Raw genomic sequence first — 16,873 nt, 5'->3', positions numbered from 1 at the left:
ATCGCTCCGCAACAAGCAAAACGGGCGGGCCGCGCACGATGCGCGACCCGCCCGTTTGCGGATGTCGTCCGGCGGTCAGAGTCCGAGCGCGGACAGGTCCAGCTTGCCGTCCTTCACCGGCGGGCACCAGAAATACGCGCCCGTCAGCGGTCGCGTGAAACGGAACAGGCCGTCGACGATGCCGTCGTCCGCGCCGCTCATCCGGCGCATCTGCACGTCGAACGCGCGGAACGAACAGCCGAACGCGACGAAGTAGAGGCCCGCGCGACGCGCGTCGGACCACGGCGACGACCGGCGCAGCATGAACGCCTCCGGCTCGAAGCTCTCCTGCGCGGTGCGCTTCACGTGCGCGAACTCGGGCGCGTCGTCGAGTTCCTCGTTGTCCGAGCGGCGGCGGCCAACGATGTGATCCATGTCGCCGGACGCAATGCGCTCCATCTGGTCGAAGTCGTGCAGCCATTGCTGAACCGCGACGAAGCTCGAACCGTCGAGACCCGCGCCCTGCCCCGTGACGATCGCCGCGGCCAGCGCGTCGTCGCCGGTCGGGTTCTCGGTGCCGTCCTCGTAACCCGACAGGTCGCGATCGTTCGAATAGCGGAATCCGTCGACCGCGTCCTGCAGCGCGAACGCCGGCGCAAGCGCCCGCTCGATCGCCCGCGCACGCAGCACGAGCTCGCCGCGATCGTCGCCGCGCAGCCAGACCCAGATGTCGGCCGGCGTGATCGGCAGCGTGCGGTCGTTCACCGCGAACGCCGGATATTCGGTGAGGCCCGGGACCGGACGCCCGAGGTGTGCGGCCAGCGCGTGTCCGAAGCCCGCGACCGTGTCGCGCCCGTCAACGAGCTCGCGCAACGCCGTCAGCGCCGCTGCCACGTTGCCGTTGTTCGAAATCGTGAAAGTGAGGTATCGGGCCGCCGTGTCGATCGGAGCCAGGATGCCTTGCTGAACGTCGCTCATCGTTTCCTCAGGAATGTATCGGGGGTGAATCCGCGCGGCCTCGGCGGCCGGCGCGCAACGGCAAAGTGTAATCGATGCGGCCCGCCGACCCGTGCGGCACCGCACCGCGGAACCCGCGCGAAAAAGGGCCGAAACCCCGAATACTAACCGTATCGACGCTGCAACGCCGCATTCGTCAGACGTTGCGGCGACTCCGGCACTGCTGATAAAATCCCTTCACGTCTTTTCGGCGTCCTTTCAACCGTTCACTTCAGGGAGGTGCAGATGTTCCGAATGCCAGCAGCCTTCCCGAACGTGGTCCCACGGCGCGGCTGATCCAGCCCGTCGTCCGCGCCGGCTCCCGAGTGCTCCGCTAACTCGCCGGCCCGCGCATTTTTCCGACAGTCCGTTTCGTTTCGCCCGCGTCATCCGCGCGGCCGGGCTGTTGCGTTTTCGACGTTCTCCGAACCGGAAAGTCCCGTCGCGCGATGCGCCGGGCAACGATACATGACCAGAAAAACCACCCATCCGGGCGGCCAGGCATTCCAGGCCGTCTTCGGCTTCACGTTCCGCTACTGGCGCAAGCAGCCGGTGCGCATCGCGACGATCACGACCCTGGCGCTGCTCGGCGCGCTTGCCGACGTGCTCACGCCGCTGTTCGCCGGACGCCTCGTCGATGCGCTGTCGACCGGCCTGACCGACCGCGCCGCCGCGTGGCATTCGGCCATCGTCGCGTTCGGCACGCTGGCCGCGCTCGGCATCGGCGCGACGCTGTTGCGGCAGGGCGTCTACCTGAACATCATCACGCTCACGCTGAAGATGATGAGCGAGATCGCCGCCGCGTCGTTCCATCGCGTGCAGCGTTTCTCGACCGACTGGCACGCGAACAGCTTCGCGGGGTCGACCGTGCGCAAGATCACGCGCGGAATCTGGGCGCTCGACCTGTTGAACGACACCGTGCTGATCGCACTGCTGCCGTCGGTCACGATGCTCGTCGGGGCGACGGTGCTGCTCGGCACGCACTGGCCTGTCATGGGGCTCGTCGTCGGCGTGGGTTCGCTGCTGTACATCTCGGTGACGGTCGCCGTGTCGCTCGGCATCGTCGCGCCGGCCGCGCGGCTCGGCAACATGTGGGACACGCGCATGGGCGGCGCACTCGCCGACGCGGTGAGCTGCAACGCGGTCGTCAAGGCGTTCGGCGCGGAGACGCGCGAGGAAGCGCGGCTCGCGCGCGTGATCGGCAAGTGGCGCCAGCGCACGCGCCGCACGTGGGTACGCGGCACGCTCAACGGCGGGCTGCAGGGTGCGATGCTCGTCGCGATGCAGGCAGCGATGATCGGCGTCGCGCTGCGGCTGTGGGCCAACGACGAAGCGAGCGTCGGCGACATCGCGTTCTCGCTGACGATGTTCTTCATGCTGCAGGGCTACCTGCGCGACGTCGGCATGCACATCCGCAACCTGCAGCGTTCGGTCAACGACATGGAAGAGCTCGTCGCGCTTGAGCGCCAGCCGCTCGGCATCGACGATCGTCCCGGCGCGCCGGCGATCCGGATCGGGCACGGCGAGATCCGCTTCGAGCACGTGACGTTCCGCTACGGCAATCATCCGGTGCCGCTGTACGACGACTTCTCGATGCGCATCGCGCCCGGCGAGCGTGTCGGCCTCGTCGGCCATTCCGGGTCGGGCAAAACGACGTTCATCAAGCTGATCCAGCGTCTGTACGACGTGTCGGGCGGCCGCATCACGATCGACGGCCAGGATATCGCGCAGGTGCGGCAGGATTCGCTGCGCAGCCAGATCGCGATCGTCCAGCAGGAACCCGTGCTGTTCCACCGCACGCTGGCGGAGAACATCGCGTATGCGCGTCCCGACGCGAGCCGTGCGGAGATCGAGCGCGCCGCGCGTCTCGCCAGCGCGCACGACTTCATCGCCGCGCTGCCGGACGGCTATGACACGCTCGTCGGCGAGCGCGGGATCAAGCTGTCGGGCGGCGAACGCCAGCGCGTCGCGATCGCGCGCGCGTTCCTCGCGGATGCGCCGATCCTGATCCTCGACGAAGCGACGTCGAGCCTCGACAGCGAAAGCGAGGTGCTGATCCAGCAGGCGATGGAGCGGCTGATGGTCGGCCGCACGACGCTCGTCGTCGCGCACCGGCTGTCGACGGTGCGCTCGCTCGACCGACTGCTCGTGCTCGATCGCGGCAAGGTGATCGAGGAAGGCAACCACGACGCGCTGATCCGCATCGACGGCGGGATTTATCGCCGGCTGTTCGAGCGGCAGGCGCTGGAGCTGGCGAAGGGCCTGATCGATTCGCCGCGGCGCGCGGTCAGCGGCGATGCCGGCCCGCGGGGGGAGCCGGCGGAGGCTTGACGGCAACCCGGTCGGGGCCGGACGTGCGGCAACTGCCGCCGCGCGTCCGGCCCCGACGCCGCCCGCCGCGATCACTTATCATACCGGCCAGGCAATTTGCGACGAAAGGCGGATCATGTTTACAGGCATTGTTCAGGGTGTTGGCGTCATCAAGGCCATCAAGGATCACGGCGAACTGAGAACGTTCAGCATCGAATTCCCCGAGCGGTTCACCACCGACATCGAGATCGGCGCGAGCGTCTCGGTCGACGGCGTCTGCCTGACGGTGACGACCATCCACTCGCCGCTGCTGATCGACTTCGACGTGATGTTGCCGAGCCTGAGAATCACCACGCTGGCCGACCTCACGACCGGCGCCCGCGTCAACGTCGAACGGGCCGCGAAGGACGGTGCGGAAATCGGCGGGCATCCGCTGTCCGGTCACGTCGACTTCATGGGGACCATCCTGCAAATCGCATCGTCCGAGCACAACCGGATGATCCGCATCGGCGTGCCGGCCGATTTCAAACGTTATGTGTTCGCGAAAGGCTATATCGCGATCAACGGCTGCAGCCTCACCGTGTCGGACGTCGATCGCGACGCAGGCTGGTTCGACGTCTGGCTGATTCCCGAAACGCGACGCGCGACCACCTTCGACGCCAAAGGCGTCGACGACAAGGTCAATATCGAGATCGAGCGCAGCACCCAGGTCGTCGTGGATACGATCCGCGAGTCGGTCAAGGAAACGCTCGGGGAGCTGACCGGCGTCGTGACGGCCTTGCTCGCGGAGAAAGGCATCGACATCGAGGAACTGCTCGCGCGCAACGTCGCGAAACTGCCGAAGGCGTAACGGACGCCCCTCGCACCCGGTGATCGGCGCGATCACCGGGTCTCGGTTTCGGTCGACACACCGCGGTCGGCCGCCCCGCGCGCCGCCGTCACTCCGCCTCCACCCGCGCCCCCTTCCCCACCGCCACCCGCTGCGATCGATAAATCCCCGCGTGCCCCGAAAACAGATAGGCGACCACGCAGGCGACGATCGCATAGACGCCGACATCCGCGCCGAACAGTTCGATCGCCATGATCGTCGATGCGATCGGCGTGTTGGCCGCGCCCGCGAACACCGCGACGAAGCCGAGTCCCGCGAGCACCGGCACCGGCAGCGCGAGCACGTGGCCGAGCGCGTTGCCGAGCGTCGCGCCGATGTAGAACAGCGGCGTCACTTCGCCGCCCTTGAATCCCGACGCGAGCGTGACGACGGTAAACGCGAACTTGCCCGCAAAATCGTAAGCCGGCAGCGGCCCGTGAAACGCGGCCTCGATCGTCGGAATCCCGAGCCCGAGATACTGCGGCACGTTCAGCGCGGTGGCGGCGACCGCCACCAGCGCGCCGCCGAGCACCGGCTGCAGCGGCGCGTAGCGCACGACGCGGCGGAACCATGCGGTCAGCGCATGCGTCGCGAACGCGAACAGCCGGCCGACGACGCCGAACGCAACGCCCGCGACGACCGTCGCGGCCAGCCCCGTCGCCGACACGGCCGGCACGAACGGAATCGCATACACGGTGTGATGCACGCCCCACGCGCGGCACACGACGTCCGCGACGATCGCCGACGCGACGCAGGTCAGCAGCGCGTCGTATCGTACGCGGCCGATCGCGAGCACCTCGAGCCCGAACACGGCGCCCGCGAGCGGCGTGCCGAACACCGACGAGAAGCCGGCCGCGATGCCGCCCATCAGCAGCACGCGCCGATGCTCGCGATCGAGCCGGAACAGGTGCGTGACGCGATCGGCGAGCGCGCCGCCCATCTGCACGGCCGTGCCTTCGCGGCCCGCCGACCCGCCGAACAGGTGCGTGACGACGGTCGCGACGAGCACGAGCGGCGCCATCCGCTTCGGCACGAGCGCCTTCGGGTCGTGAATTTCGTCGATCAGCAGGTTGTTGCCGCGCGCGACCGACTGGCCGAACCGGTGGTAGACCCAGCCGGTCGCGAAACCGGCGGCCGGCAGTCCCCACAACAGCCACGGATGCGCGACGCGCGTGCCGGTCGCCCAGTCGAGCGCGATCAGGAACAACGCGGAAGCCGTGCCGGCCAGCGCGCCGAGCAGAGCGGAAAGCGCGAGCCAGCGGCACACGTAGCGCACGGTCGCGAAAAAATCGGCAGAAGTCGAGAAAAACATGATTTCCAGATTCGACGGGACATCAAAACCTGGGCGGCAGAATACCGCATGGACGGCCTGCGACCTCCTGACGACCCAGGAACACGCAGGCATCATCAGCCGGGCAACCGGCGGTTGAGGGCCGAACCGCGCGCGACGCGCCGGGATCGACCGCAGGGAGGCATGCCATCTCCGCAGGCGGCAATTGTACGCGACGCCGCGCGGCGCCTGCAACGCGGCCCCGCCGGGGCCGCGCGCCGTCAGTCGAGCGGCATGCGCGTCACGCGCGAGATCAGTTGCGGCGCGATCCGCTCGAGCGGCAGGATCGCCGACGCGGCGCCGATCGCCGCGGCCGCCTTCGGCATCCCGTAGACGGCGCTCGTCGCCTCGTCCTGCGCGATCGTGTAGCAACCCTTCGCGCGCATCGCCTTCAGCCCGAGCGCCCCGTCGCGCCCCATTCCGGTCAACAGCACGCCGAGCGCGTCGCCCTGCCAGCCGTCGGCGACGCTGTTGAAGAACACGTCGATCGACGGCCGGTACGGCGTCTCGGCCGGATGCCGCGTATAGCCGAGCACGCCGCGCGGCGACATGTACAAATGATCGTTGGTCGCCGCGAGCAGCACCTCGCCCGCCCGCGGCACGCTGCCCTCCCGCGCGACACGCACGGGCAGCCGCGTATAACCGTCGAGCCACTCCGCCATGCCGAGCGCGAACGCCTGGTCGACGTGCTGCACGATCACGAGCGCAGCCGGAAAATCCGCCGGCAGCGCGCGCAGCAGCGCGGTGAGCGCGGTCGGCCCGCCTGCCGACGCGCCGATCGCGATCAGCGTCGGCAGGCCGCGCGCGAGGGCCGGCCCGGGCGGCACGAGCGTCACGGTCCGGCTTTCGAGCAGCCGGCCGATCTGGTCGATCTTCGCGAGCAGCGGCTGCGGCCCCGCATCCGACGGCAGGCCGAGCGCGAGCGTCGGCGTGTCGACTGCGTCGAGCGCGCCGGCGCCCATCGCCTCGTAGACCGACGACGTGTTCGCGCTGACGCTTGCGGTCACGACCAGGATCGCGCACGGCGCGCGCGCCATGATCTGCCGCGTCGCGGCCACGCCGTCGAGCTTCGGCATCACGAGATCCATCAGCACGAGGTCGGGCGGATGCGCGACGCAGAAATCCACCGCCTCGTCGCCGTCGGTCGCCACCCACAGCACGCGATGATCGGTGCGCAGCGCGATCACGCGGCGCAGCGCCTCGACCGCGAGCGGCAAATCGTTGACGATGCCGATGTTCATCCGCGTGCATCCCCGATCAGGTCGTGCACCGCATCGAGCAGCGCCTCGTCGTGGAAACTGCTCTTCGCGAGGTAGTAGTCGGCGCCTGCGTCGAGCCCGCGCCGGCGATCCTCGTCGCGATCCTTGTACGACACGATCATCACCGGCACGCGCTTGAGCATCGGATCGCCCTTGATCAGCGTGACGAGTTCGATCCCGTCCATGCGCGGCATGTCGACGTCGGTGACGACCAGATCGAACGCGTCGCTGCGCACCGCGTTCCAGCCGTCCATCCCGTCGACCGCCACGGTCACGTCATAGCCGCGCTTTTCCAGCAGCTTGCGTTCGAGCTCGCGCACCGTCAGCGAATCGTCGACGACGAGCACGCGGCGGCGCCGGTCGGCGAGCGCGAGCTGCGGATCGCGCTTGAGCTTCGCGAGCTGTCCGCCGCGCACGAGCTTGTCGACGGAGCGGATCAGGTCCTCGACATCGACGATCAGCACCGGGTCGCCGTTCTCGAGCAACGCACCGGCCGCGATGTTCTGGATCTTGTTCAGGCGGCTGTCGAGCGGCTGCACGACGAGCATCCGTTCGCCGAGGAAGCGGTCCACGGCGACACCGTAGAGTTCGGGCTCGCCGCCGACGACCACGACCGCCGTGCTCGCGCGCGCGACGTTGGGTTCGCCCGCATCGAGCAGCTGATGCGCGCCGACGAGGCCCGCGCGCCGGCCGTCGAACGGAAAATGCGGCTGCCCTTCGAGCACGTCGATGTCGTCGTGCGACAGTTCGAGCGTGCGGCGCACGTGCGCGAGCGGGAACGCGTACGGCTCGCCGCCGACCTCGACCAGCAGGCTGCGGATCACCGACAGCGTGAGCGGCAGCTGCAGCACGAAGCGCATGCCCGCGCCGGGCTCGTTGAAGATGCGCACCGCGCCGCGCACGCCGCGCACCATTTCCTGCACGGCGTCGAGGCCGACGCCGCGCCCCGACACGTCGGTCACCGCGTCGCGCATCGAGAAGCCCGGCAGCAGCAGGAATTCGAGCAGTTCGGGATCGGACAGCCGCGCGGCCGTCTCGTCGTCGGTCAGGCGCTGGCGCACGACCGCCGCGCGCAATGCGTCCATGTCCACGCCCGGCCCGTCGTCGATCACGCTGACGAGCAGCGAGCCGGCGCTGTGGCGCGCCTCCAGCGTGACGCTCGCCTCGGCCGGCTTGCCGCGGGCGCGACGCGCGTCGGGCGCGTCGACGCCGTGATCGATCGCGTTGCGCAGCAGGTGGCCGAGCGGCGCGTCGAGCAGGTCGAGGATGTCGCGGTCGACCTGCGTGCCTTCGCCGACGATCGAGAAGCGCACCTGCTTGCCGAGCGAGCGCGCGAGATCGCGGACGATGCGCGGATACGCGCGCGTCGCGTCGCCGAACGGCCGCATCCGGCACTGCAGCGCCTCGTCGTACAGCTGCTCGGCGATGTGCGTGCTGCGCCGCTCGAAGCGGTCGAATTCGTCCATGCGCTCGGCGAGCGAGCGCTGCAGGTCGTTGAGCATGTGCCGCACTTCGTTCACCGACGCGAGCACGCCCGCGTCGAGGTCGTCGGCAAACTGTTCGTACAACAGATCGAGCGAACGGGCCGCATCGCGCTGCGCACGCTTCACGCGCAGCATCGACTCCGCGAACGGCTTGAGCCAGCGCGATTCGACGAGCGACTCGCCGGACAGGCTCAGCAGCCGGTTCAGCGTATCGGCCCGCACGCGGCGCATCGCGCCCGCGCCGGCCGCGCGGCCGGCCTGGACCGGATCGGGCACGGCCGCCGACACGGCGAGCGGCGGCACCGCGGCGCCGGCCCCCACGGATTCGTTCGCGGCGCCGTCATGCTCGCGATGCGGCACGACGGACGGCGGCGCCGTCGGCGGCGCGAAGGCCGAGGCCGAGGCCGAGACCGGCATCGCGTGCGCGCCGTCGGCGCCCGTCAGCGCCAGCGCGAACGCCTCGATCTCCGTCGACGACACGGGCTGCGCCTGCGGATCGGCGACGCGCACCAGCAGGTCGACGCCGGCGAGCAGCACGTCGACGTGCGTGGCCGTCAGCGCGATCGTGCCGGCCTGCGCGGCGACGAAGCATTCTTCCATGCGCCCCGCGATGTCGACGCCGAGCGGCACGCCGACGATGCGTGCGGCGCCCTTCAGCGAATGCGCGGCGCGCATGCACGCCTCGAGCGCGACGGAGTCGGGCTCGCCCGATTCGAGCGCGAGCAGGCGTTCGGACAGCGCCTGGGTCTGCGTGCGCGTTTCCTCGCGATACAGCTCGAGCAGGGACAGGTGACTCAGATCGTCATCGCCGCTCATCGCATGCTCCGTGTCACGGCGTCGAACAGCCGATCGTCGTCGAGCAGGCCCACCGACTTGCCGCGCCACGACAGCACGCCGCGCGACAGGCCGGCGCTCGCGCGCCCGACCGTCGCCGGCACGGGCACCCATTCGGATGCGCTGAAGCGCAACACGCCCTCGACTTCGTCGACAGGAAACACGACCGGCTCGCCCTGGTGCGCGGCGACCAGCAGCCGCGTGAAACGGCCGTCCGCGCCGCCGTTGCCGCCCTTGCCCGCGTCGAGGCCGAGCAGCGCGCCGATCGAGATCGCGATGCGCAGCGTGCCGCGAATGTTGACCACGCCGCGCACGGCCGAATGACGGCGATACGGCAGCGAATGGATCGGACGCGTGCCGGCGATCTCGCGCAGCACGCCGATCGGCAGCGCGAGCCATTCGTCGGCGACGCGAAACGCCAGCGCCGCCTGGCGCGTATCGTCGTCGCCATGCGCGCGGGTCGCGTCGAACGCGCTGATCCGCTGCGTGGCGTCGGCCATCTCGGCGACGCCGAGCGGGCGCTCGAGCAGCTTCGCCGCGTGATACGCGTAGACCGGACAGTTCAGGCAGCGCAGGCACTCGGCCAGCCGCTCGCACGAGCGGTCGCCGTGCGTGCCGATCCGGTTCCAGCAATCGTCGACGCCGAGCGTCGTGTCGTCAGTGGCAACGGCGTCGCGGTTCATTCTTTCCTCGGTCATCCCGATGTCGGCTCCCAACCCGTATTCCCGTTATCCGGCCGAGCGTCGCGCACGCTCGAGCAGCCATCGCGCGCCGGCGCCGTCGCCGCCGACGTCGAGCAAGGTCGCGAGATGCGTCAGCGCTTCGTGATGCGTCGGCCGCAGATACAGCGCCTTCCGGTAGAAGTCGCCCGCTTCCGCGACGCGCCCGCGCGCATCCGCGATCAGCCCGTTCAGGTAGAACGCGTCGGCGTGCGGCCCGGCGTGCGCGGAGAACTGCGCGAGCACGCGCTCTGCCTCGTCGAACGCGCCCGCGTTGGCCAGCGCCTGCGCTTCCTCGAGCGTCGGTGCGGCGCTGCCGCCGGCCGGTGTCGCCGGCTCGGGCGTGTCGGGCACGTTGGTCACGTTGGCCCCCCGGGCCGGCGAGTCGGCGTGCAGGTCGGCCCGCGGCTCGAGCGCCGTCGGGCGCTCGGCCGGCGCGAACGCGGCGCGCGACGGCGCGGCATCGCTCCACGTCGGCGGCACGACGGCCAGCAGCGGGCGCGTCGCGGCCGGCGGCGCCACCGTGAAGCGCTCGGCGCGACGGTGCGGCGCGATCGCGGACATCGGTGCCGCCTGGCCGTCCGCCGCAGCGCCGCCGCGCACGCGATGAAACGCGAACGCCAGCGGCACGCGCGCCGAGCGCATCCCGTGCCGCATCGCGACGCCCGTTTCGGCGGGACCGACGAACAGCATCCCGTCGTCGGCGAGCGAGTTTTCGAGCGAATCGATCACGCGATCCTGTGCGTCGCGGTCGAAATAGATCAGCACGTTGCGACAGAACACGAAGTCGTAGCGGATGCCCGTGTCGGGGCCCGGTTCGACCAGGTTCGCCTGGCGAAACTGCACGCACGCGCGCACGCGCTCGTCGAGCAGCCAGCCGTCGGCGACCGGCGTGAAGTAGCGGCCGCGGAACTCGGTCGACGTGCCGCGAAACGCATTGCGCCCGTAGCAGCCGAGCCGCGCCTGTTCGATCGCGCGCGCGCTCAGGTCGATCGCGTCGATCGTGAAGCTGGCCGGATCGAGCCCCGCGTCGAGCAGCGCCATCGCCGCCGAATACGGTTCCTCGCCGGTCGAGCACGGCGCGCTCAGCACGCGGATCACGCGCCCGGGCATCGCGGCAAGCCGCTCGGCCGCGAGCCGCGCGAGCGTGGCGAACGCCTCGCGATCGCGGAAGAACCACGTCTCCGGTACGACGAACAGTTCGATCAGCGCGCGCCGCTCGTCGGCCGACGCGTTGAGCTGCTGCCAGTAGGCGTCGAGCGCTTCCGGCGTGACGGGCGGCCGCGCCGCCGACGGCAGGCGCTCGCCGTCGCCCTGCAGCGCCTGCACGCGCTCCGTCAGCGCGCGGCTCAGGAAGTCGTTGCCGAGCGAATCGGGGTCGATGCCGGTCTCGCGCAGCAGCCAGCCGCGAAATCGCGAATCGGGTTCTTTCATGCGGACTCCCCTCCGTGGCCCGGCAGGCCGTCGGACAGATACAGGCGCGCGACGTCGTCGATCAGGTCGGACACCGAGACCTGCTGCACGATCCCGTCCGGCGTGTTCGCGACGCGCCCGAGCCAGCGCGTGCGCGCGGTCGACACGCCGCTGGCGCGGAACGCGGTGCGGTCGATCCGCAGCGTCTGCGTCGCGCGCTCGACGATCAGGCCGACCACGCGATCGCGGTCGGGCTGCCCGACGCGATAGCGCGCCATCACCAGCCGCGTCGACCGCAGCGCATGCGCGCGCCGCCCGAGCGCCAGCATCGGCACGTCGATCACGGGCACGGGCTGACCGCCGCGCATCAGCAGCCCGGCAATCCATTCGGGCGCGCCGGGCACGGCCTTGGCGGTCGCAAGCGGCAGCACCTCGTCGATGTCGGCCGCGTCGAGCGCATAGCGCTCGCCGTCGAGCTCGAACATCAGGAACAGCGCGTGCGCGCCGCCGTGCGACTCGGCGCGCGTCACGCGTCGACCTTGAAGCGCGACACGCTGGTGCGCAACTGGTTCGCGACGAGCGTCAGGTCGTCGATCGCCTGCGACGACTGGCGCAGCGATTCGGCCGTCTGCTGCGCGGCCTCCGACAGCTGCGACAGCGCCTGCGTGATCTGCTCGGCGCCGTTCGCCTGGGTCTGCATCCCTTCGTTGACCATCTGGAAGCGCGGCGCGAGCGTCTGCACCTCGGCGATGATCTGCGACAGCTGTCCGCCGACCTGCTGCACGTCGAGCATCCCGCGGCGCACTTCCTCCGAGAACTTGTCCATCCCCATCACGCCCGCCGACACGGCCGACTGGATCTCCTTCACCGTCTGCTCGATGTCGTACGTCGCCACCGCCGTCTGGTCGGCGAGGCGGCGGATCTCGGTCGCGACGACCGCGAAGCCGCGGCCGTATTCGCCGGCCTTCTCGGCCTCGATCGCCGCGTTCAGCGACAGCAGGTTGGTCTGGTCGGCCACCTTGGTGATCGTCGCGACGACCTGGTTGATGTTCAGCGCCTTCTCGTTGAGGATCGCGAGCTTCGCGTTCACCGAACCGGCCGCGTCCATCACGCTGCGCATCGTCTCGCCCATCCGCGTGAGGCCGCTCTGGCTCACGCCGGCGAGCGTCGCCGACTGCTCGGCCACGCCGGCCACCTCGTTCATCGTGCGCAGCAGGTCGCGCGACGTCGCGAAGATCTCGCGCGAGGTCGCGCCGATCTCGGTCGTGGTCGCCGCGGTCTCGTTCGCGGTCGCCTGCTGCTCGCGCGACGTCGCCGCGATTTCGGCGACCGACGTCGTCACCTGCAGCGACGATTGCTGCGCGCGCGCGACCAGCTCGGTCAGCTCGTCGGCCATTCGGTTGAAGCCCGTCTCGAGCGTGCCGAACTCGTCGCGGCGGCGCAGGTCGAGGCGGCGCGTCAGGTTGCCGGTGCGCATCACGTCGTGCACCTCGACGAGCCGCGCCATCGGCACGGTGACGGAACGGTACAGCCCGTAGCCCAGCCCCAGCGCGGACAGCAGCACGATCGCCAGCGCGGTCGCGAGGACGATCTCGGTGTCCTGCACGGATTCGCGGATCAATTTCGCGGACTGGTCGGCGAACTTGCGGTTTTCCTGCACCAGGATATTCGCGTTGCGCACGACCTCGGCCCACGCAGGCTGCACCTTCGCATAAGCGGCGACGGCCTCCTCGCGCGACGCGCGGCTCTTCTGCACCGCGTCGTTCAGCAGCGGCAGGTAGCGGTCGAAGGCGCCGCGAAACGCCGCGAAGCGCTGACGGTCGTCATCGCGGAACGTCGTGTTCTGATAGTCGACCGACAACGACTCGATCTCCTTGAGCGTCTCGCCGATCTTCGCGAAATCACGCTGCACGAGTTCGGGATCGGTGTCGACGAACGTCGCCTGCTGCAGCGTCGCGAACGATTCGTTGACCGCCCCGCGCAGCGACGCCGCCAGATACACGCCCGGCAGCGAATCGCGTTCGATGCTGACGGCCTCGGTGTTGATCGCACGCAGGCGCTCGTAGGACACGCCGGCCGTCACCAGCATCAGCACGAACAACACGCCGAAGCTGAACAGGATACGGTTGCCGAGCGTCAGCCGGGCGGCGCCGATCGTCGGATGCAGGCTTTCATTGGTCGCGCGAGGCGTCACGGTGGCCATGTTCGTTATGGGCTTTCTAAAATCAGCGTTGAAAAAAACCGCGCCCGCCCGCGCGCCGGACGGCGCGCCACGAGCGCATCGGGGTCTGCGGGCGGCGCGGCACCGGCCGGCCGCGCCGCGAAATCATCGCTCCGCTTGCGCCGGCAGCCGAAGCGCGACCATGAAGCCGCGCGCCGTATTGCGCATCAGGATCTGGCCGCGATGCCGCGCGGCCGTCGCGCGGACGAACGCAAGCCCGAGGCCGAAGCCGCTGCGCGCCGCGCCATGCGCGGATTCGAGCCGCACGAACGACTCGGTCGCGGCCGTGCGCTGCTCGGGCGCGATGCCGGAGCCGGCGTCCTCGACGCCGATCAGCCACGCACCGCCGTCGTCGCTCAGCGTGCAGTGCACGTCCGTGCCGGCCGGGCCGTACTTCAGCGCGTTGTCGATCAGGTTCGCGACCGCGCGCGTGAGCATCATGCGGTCGCCCATCGTCACGCACTCGGTGCCGGGCACGTGGGCAAATACCCGGCTGCCGAATCCGGCCGCCTTCTCCCACAGCTGGTCGACGGCGTCGAGCACGATCTCGTTGAGACTCAGGACCTCGTGCGCGCGGCGTTCCGACTGCGCGCGGGTCAGGTGGATGAAGCCGTCGGCGAGCGCGAGCGCGCGCCGTGCGTGGCCGGCAATGCGCTCCATGATCGGCGGCATGTCGCCGTGCTCGCTCCGGTAGACCTCGAGCAGCGCGAGGATCGACGTCTGCGGCGAACGCATGTCGTGCGACAGGAAATCCAGCGCTTCGTCGCGCTGGCGCGACATCAGGTACGAATTCGAGTGATAGCGGATGCGCGCGGTCAGCTCCATCGCGTCCGGGAGCTTCACGAGGTAGTCGTTCGCGCCGGCGATGAACGCCTCGCGCTTGACGATCGGCTCCTCCTTCGCCGACAGCACGATGATCGGCACGCGTGCGGTGTCGGTGTCCGCGCGCCACGCGCGAACAAGGTCGAGGCCGTCGATTTCCGGCATCACGAGATCCTGCAGGATGACCGTCGGCTTCACGTCGCGCGCGACCGCCATCGCCCGATGTGCGTCCGTGCACACATGCAGGTCGATATCGTGCTCGCTGCGCAATGCGCGGCGGATCACCTCGCCGACGAACGGCTGATCGTCGACGAGCAGAACCGATAGCCCCGACTCCAGACAATCCGGCGCATTTTCACCGCTGGATTCTTTCATAAATACCGTTTCAAACGCCAAATCTCCAATTGATTCTTTCATAGGAGTTGTTTATCCGACTTGGACGCCATCTTAAAACTGGCGGCGGAGAAATCCGCCAATTGTTGCCGATCTGGCCTGTCGGCATTGCCTCGCGGGGATCCGAGCGCCGAATTCACCCCGACGACGGTCGCATTACCTCCGCGCGCTTTCTCTCAATAAAGATAACCGGCTGATTCTAAATGAAATTAGAACACAGCATCTATCTCCTTCCGGTTTAGTTTTGCCAAATATGGTGAAAGAGCGGGATTCAGATAAATCAGATCATTTCCGGATGCGAAAGACGATAACGTTTGCGAAGCCGGCGCCGCGAGGTTTGCATGCGCTGCAAGGCCGTCGTGTCGAACGCTTTGGGGCCGGATTCCGATGCGGCGGAATCGGGAGAGATGGAAGGGGGAAAATCGTGCGCCGCGCCTGGATCGGCGCGACGCGAAGGCTCGCGGCACCGCGCGACGAACACGATCGGCGCGGCCACGCGGCCGCGCGTTCATGGCGCGCGCGCTGCCGGCTACCCGCGCGCGTGCTGCGCGGACACTTCCTGCAGGTCGAGATCGCGCTCGAGCATGTGCAGCATCTCGTCGTGGATGCGGCCCGAACGATGCAGACGCAACAATTCCGCACGCCCGGCCTTGATCGCGGCCAGCACGACGTCGTAGTGCGCGGTGCGTACCTCCGCCGGATAAGCAGGCTCGTTCTTCGCCCGCTCGGTCAGTTCCGCGCGATACGTGTATTGCTCCAGCAGGCGCGGGTGAATCACCTTGCCGCTCTCGTCGCGCACCAGCGGCTGGATCGCCGCGAGCTGCGCGGCCTCGATGTGCGCCCACGCCTGCGGCTCGGTCAGGTGATGCGCGGCGCGCTCCTCGCGCTGAGGCAGGCGCAGCAGCCGGATCAGCGGCCCGATCGTCGTGCCCTGCATGAGCACGGTGACGAGGATCACCGCGAACGACGCGACCAGGATCACGTCGCGGCCCGGCATCGCCTCCGGCAACGACAGCGCGATCGCCAGCGTCACGACCCCGCGCATCCCGGCCCAGCTCATGATCGTCGCGGCCTTCCAGTCGGGCGCGGCACCGCGCCGAATGATCCCGCGCACCGGCACCTTCAGCGCCTCGACCGCGTAGATCCAGACGAAGCGCGACACGATCACCGCCACCAGCACCGCGAGCACCGGCGGGACCATCGTCGCGAGCACCTGCTCGAAACCGCCGAGCCGGTGGATCGCGCCGCGCAGCGACAGTCCGATCAGCACGAACACCAGCGCTTCGAGCAGGAACACGATGACCTGCCAGAACGCGGTGCCGCGCGTGCGCACGGCCGCCGAGAACACCTCGTGCTGATGCCAGCCGACGATCATGCCGGCCGTGACCGTCGCGATCACGCCCGACACCTCGACCATCTCGCCCGCGATGTACGCGATCCAGCCGGCGATCACCGCGACGGTGATCACCAGATAGTCGTCGTCGAGCAGCTTCAGGAACCACACAACGAGCTTGCCGACCAGGAAGCCGACCACGACACCGCCGAGCCCGAGTTCCGCGAAGCGCACGACCGCGTGCTCGAGGCTGAACGCGCCCGTCAGCGCGGCGGCGACCGCGAAGCGGAACAGCACCAGGCCCGCCGCGTCGTTCAACAGGCTTTCCCCCTCGAGCAGCACCATCAGCCGGCGCGGCAGCGCGACGCGTTCGAGCACCGCCTTCGCGGCCACCGCATCGGGCGGCGACACGATCGCGCCGAGCGCGAAGCACGCGGCCCACGGCAGCGACGGCACGACCCAGTGCACGGCGAAACCGACCGCGAACGTCGTGAACACCACCGCGCCGATCGCGAGCATCATGATGCCGCCGACGTTGCGCTTGAACTCCTCCCACACCGAGAAATACGCACCGTCCATCAGCAGCGGCGGCAGGAACACGAGCAGCACGAGTTCCGGATCGAGGTTGATCGGCGGCAGGCCGGGAATGAACGCGATGCCGATGCCGCCGATCAGCAGCGCGGCCGCGGGCGGCAATCGCAACCGCTTGGCGATGTATTCGAGCGCGACGATCGCGAGGAATGACAACAGAATCAGCTTGAATGCCGAGACGGGGGACATGAATCGACCTCGTGAGGAATGAATGCGCACGCCAGCCGATGTCGTACCCCGGTTGGCCAATTCGCGCGATTACATCACGATGCGATGCAGGCAGTCGAGCGCGTTCGGCAAGCATGGCGCGCGGTGCCGCGA

13 protein-coding genes and 1 riboswitch are annotated in these 16,873 nt (G+C 69.2%); of the genes, 2 read left to right on the top strand and 11 right to left on the bottom strand.

All coding sequences use genetic code 11. The features are described from left to right. Window positions 1–75: 75 nt before the first annotated feature. Entirely contained in the window at window positions 76–957 is an 882-nt protein-coding gene (locus tag WS46_RS05270) for a Dyp-type peroxidase (protein WP_059531647.1), read from the bottom strand. Window positions 958–1,443: 486 nt separating this feature from the next. On the opposite strand from WS46_RS05270, the gene WS46_RS05265 reads away from it, so the two are divergent. Both WS46_RS05265 and WS46_RS05260 read left to right on the top strand, forming a co-directional pair. Then, complete coding sequence (locus WS46_RS05265; protein ID WP_059689510.1) at window positions 1,444–3,306, top strand: ABC transporter ATP-binding protein; 1,863 nt, start codon at window positions 1,444–1,446, stop codon at window positions 3,304–3,306. A 115-nt stretch (window positions 3,307–3,421) separates the two neighbouring features. Further along, entirely contained in the window at window positions 3,422–4,135 is a 714-nt protein-coding gene (locus WS46_RS05260; protein WP_059531652.1) for a riboflavin synthase, read from the top strand. Between the two features lie 88 nt (window positions 4,136–4,223). Here WS46_RS05260 and WS46_RS05255 read toward each other — a convergent pair whose 3' ends face one another. The 10 genes from WS46_RS05255 to WS46_RS05215 all read right to left on the bottom strand — a co-directional run bounded on the left by WS46_RS05255 (window position 4,224) and on the right by WS46_RS05215 (window position 16,741). Next, complete coding sequence (locus WS46_RS05255; protein ID WP_059689509.1) at window positions 4,224–5,465, bottom strand: voltage-gated chloride channel family protein; 1,242 nt, start codon at window positions 5,463–5,465, stop codon at window positions 4,224–4,226. Between the two features lie 79 nt (window positions 5,466–5,544). Beyond that, a riboswitch (Fluoride riboswitch) is annotated at window positions 5,545–5,647 on the bottom strand. A 57-nt stretch (window positions 5,648–5,704) separates the two neighbouring features. Further along, on the bottom strand, window positions 5,705–6,724 hold the full coding sequence (locus WS46_RS05250) for a chemotaxis response regulator protein-glutamate methylesterase (RefSeq protein ID WP_059689508.1): 1,020 nt from the start codon (window positions 6,722–6,724) through the stop codon (window positions 5,705–5,707). After that, window positions 6,721–9,042: a hybrid sensor histidine kinase/response regulator gene (locus tag WS46_RS05245; protein ID WP_059689507.1), complete on the bottom strand. Its 2,322-nt coding sequence runs from the start codon at window positions 9,040–9,042 to the stop codon at window positions 6,721–6,723. Before WS46_RS05245 ends, WS46_RS05250 begins: the two co-directional genes overlap by 4 nt. Next, window positions 9,039–9,743 (bottom strand): chemotaxis protein CheW, encoded by a 705-nt coding sequence (locus WS46_RS05240; protein WP_059689506.1) that lies wholly within the window; start codon window positions 9,741–9,743, stop codon window positions 9,039–9,041. Before WS46_RS05240 ends, WS46_RS05245 begins: the two co-directional genes overlap by 4 nt. A 45-nt stretch (window positions 9,744–9,788) precedes the next feature. Further along, window positions 9,789–11,213 (bottom strand): protein-glutamate O-methyltransferase CheR, encoded by a 1,425-nt coding sequence (locus WS46_RS05235; protein ID WP_059689505.1) that lies wholly within the window; start codon window positions 11,211–11,213, stop codon window positions 9,789–9,791. After that, on the bottom strand, window positions 11,210–11,722 hold the full coding sequence (locus tag WS46_RS05230) for a chemotaxis protein CheW (RefSeq protein ID WP_059689504.1): 513 nt from the start codon (window positions 11,720–11,722) through the stop codon (window positions 11,210–11,212). The genes WS46_RS05235 and WS46_RS05230 overlap by 4 nt, the downstream gene beginning before the upstream one ends. Next, window positions 11,719–13,395 (bottom strand): methyl-accepting chemotaxis protein, encoded by a 1,677-nt coding sequence (locus WS46_RS05225; protein ID WP_059689503.1) that lies wholly within the window; start codon window positions 13,393–13,395, stop codon window positions 11,719–11,721. The genes WS46_RS05230 and WS46_RS05225 overlap by 4 nt, the downstream gene beginning before the upstream one ends. Window positions 13,396–13,518: 123 nt before the next feature. Further along, window positions 13,519–14,652, bottom strand: coding sequence for a hybrid sensor histidine kinase/response regulator (locus WS46_RS05220; RefSeq protein ID WP_059689502.1), 1,134 nt, complete (start codon window positions 14,650–14,652; stop codon window positions 13,519–13,521). Between the two features lie 256 nt (window positions 14,653–14,908). Then, window positions 14,909–15,124 (bottom strand): hypothetical protein, encoded by a 216-nt coding sequence (locus tag WS46_RS35050; protein ID WP_156443075.1) that lies wholly within the window; start codon window positions 15,122–15,124, stop codon window positions 14,909–14,911. A gap of 33 nt (window positions 15,125–15,157) precedes the next feature. Beyond that, entirely contained in the window at window positions 15,158–16,741 is a 1,584-nt protein-coding gene (locus WS46_RS05215) for a Na+/H+ antiporter (RefSeq protein ID WP_059531680.1), read from the bottom strand. Between the last annotated feature and the right edge of the window lie 132 nt (window positions 16,742–16,873).

This window comes from Burkholderia sp. RF4-BP95, assembly GCF_001521985.1.
Classification (GTDB): Bacteria; Pseudomonadota; Gammaproteobacteria; order Burkholderiales; family Burkholderiaceae; genus Burkholderia; species Burkholderia diffusa.
Note: the sequence above shows the minus strand (reverse complement) of the source record. Positions and strands in the feature narration are given on the sequence as shown.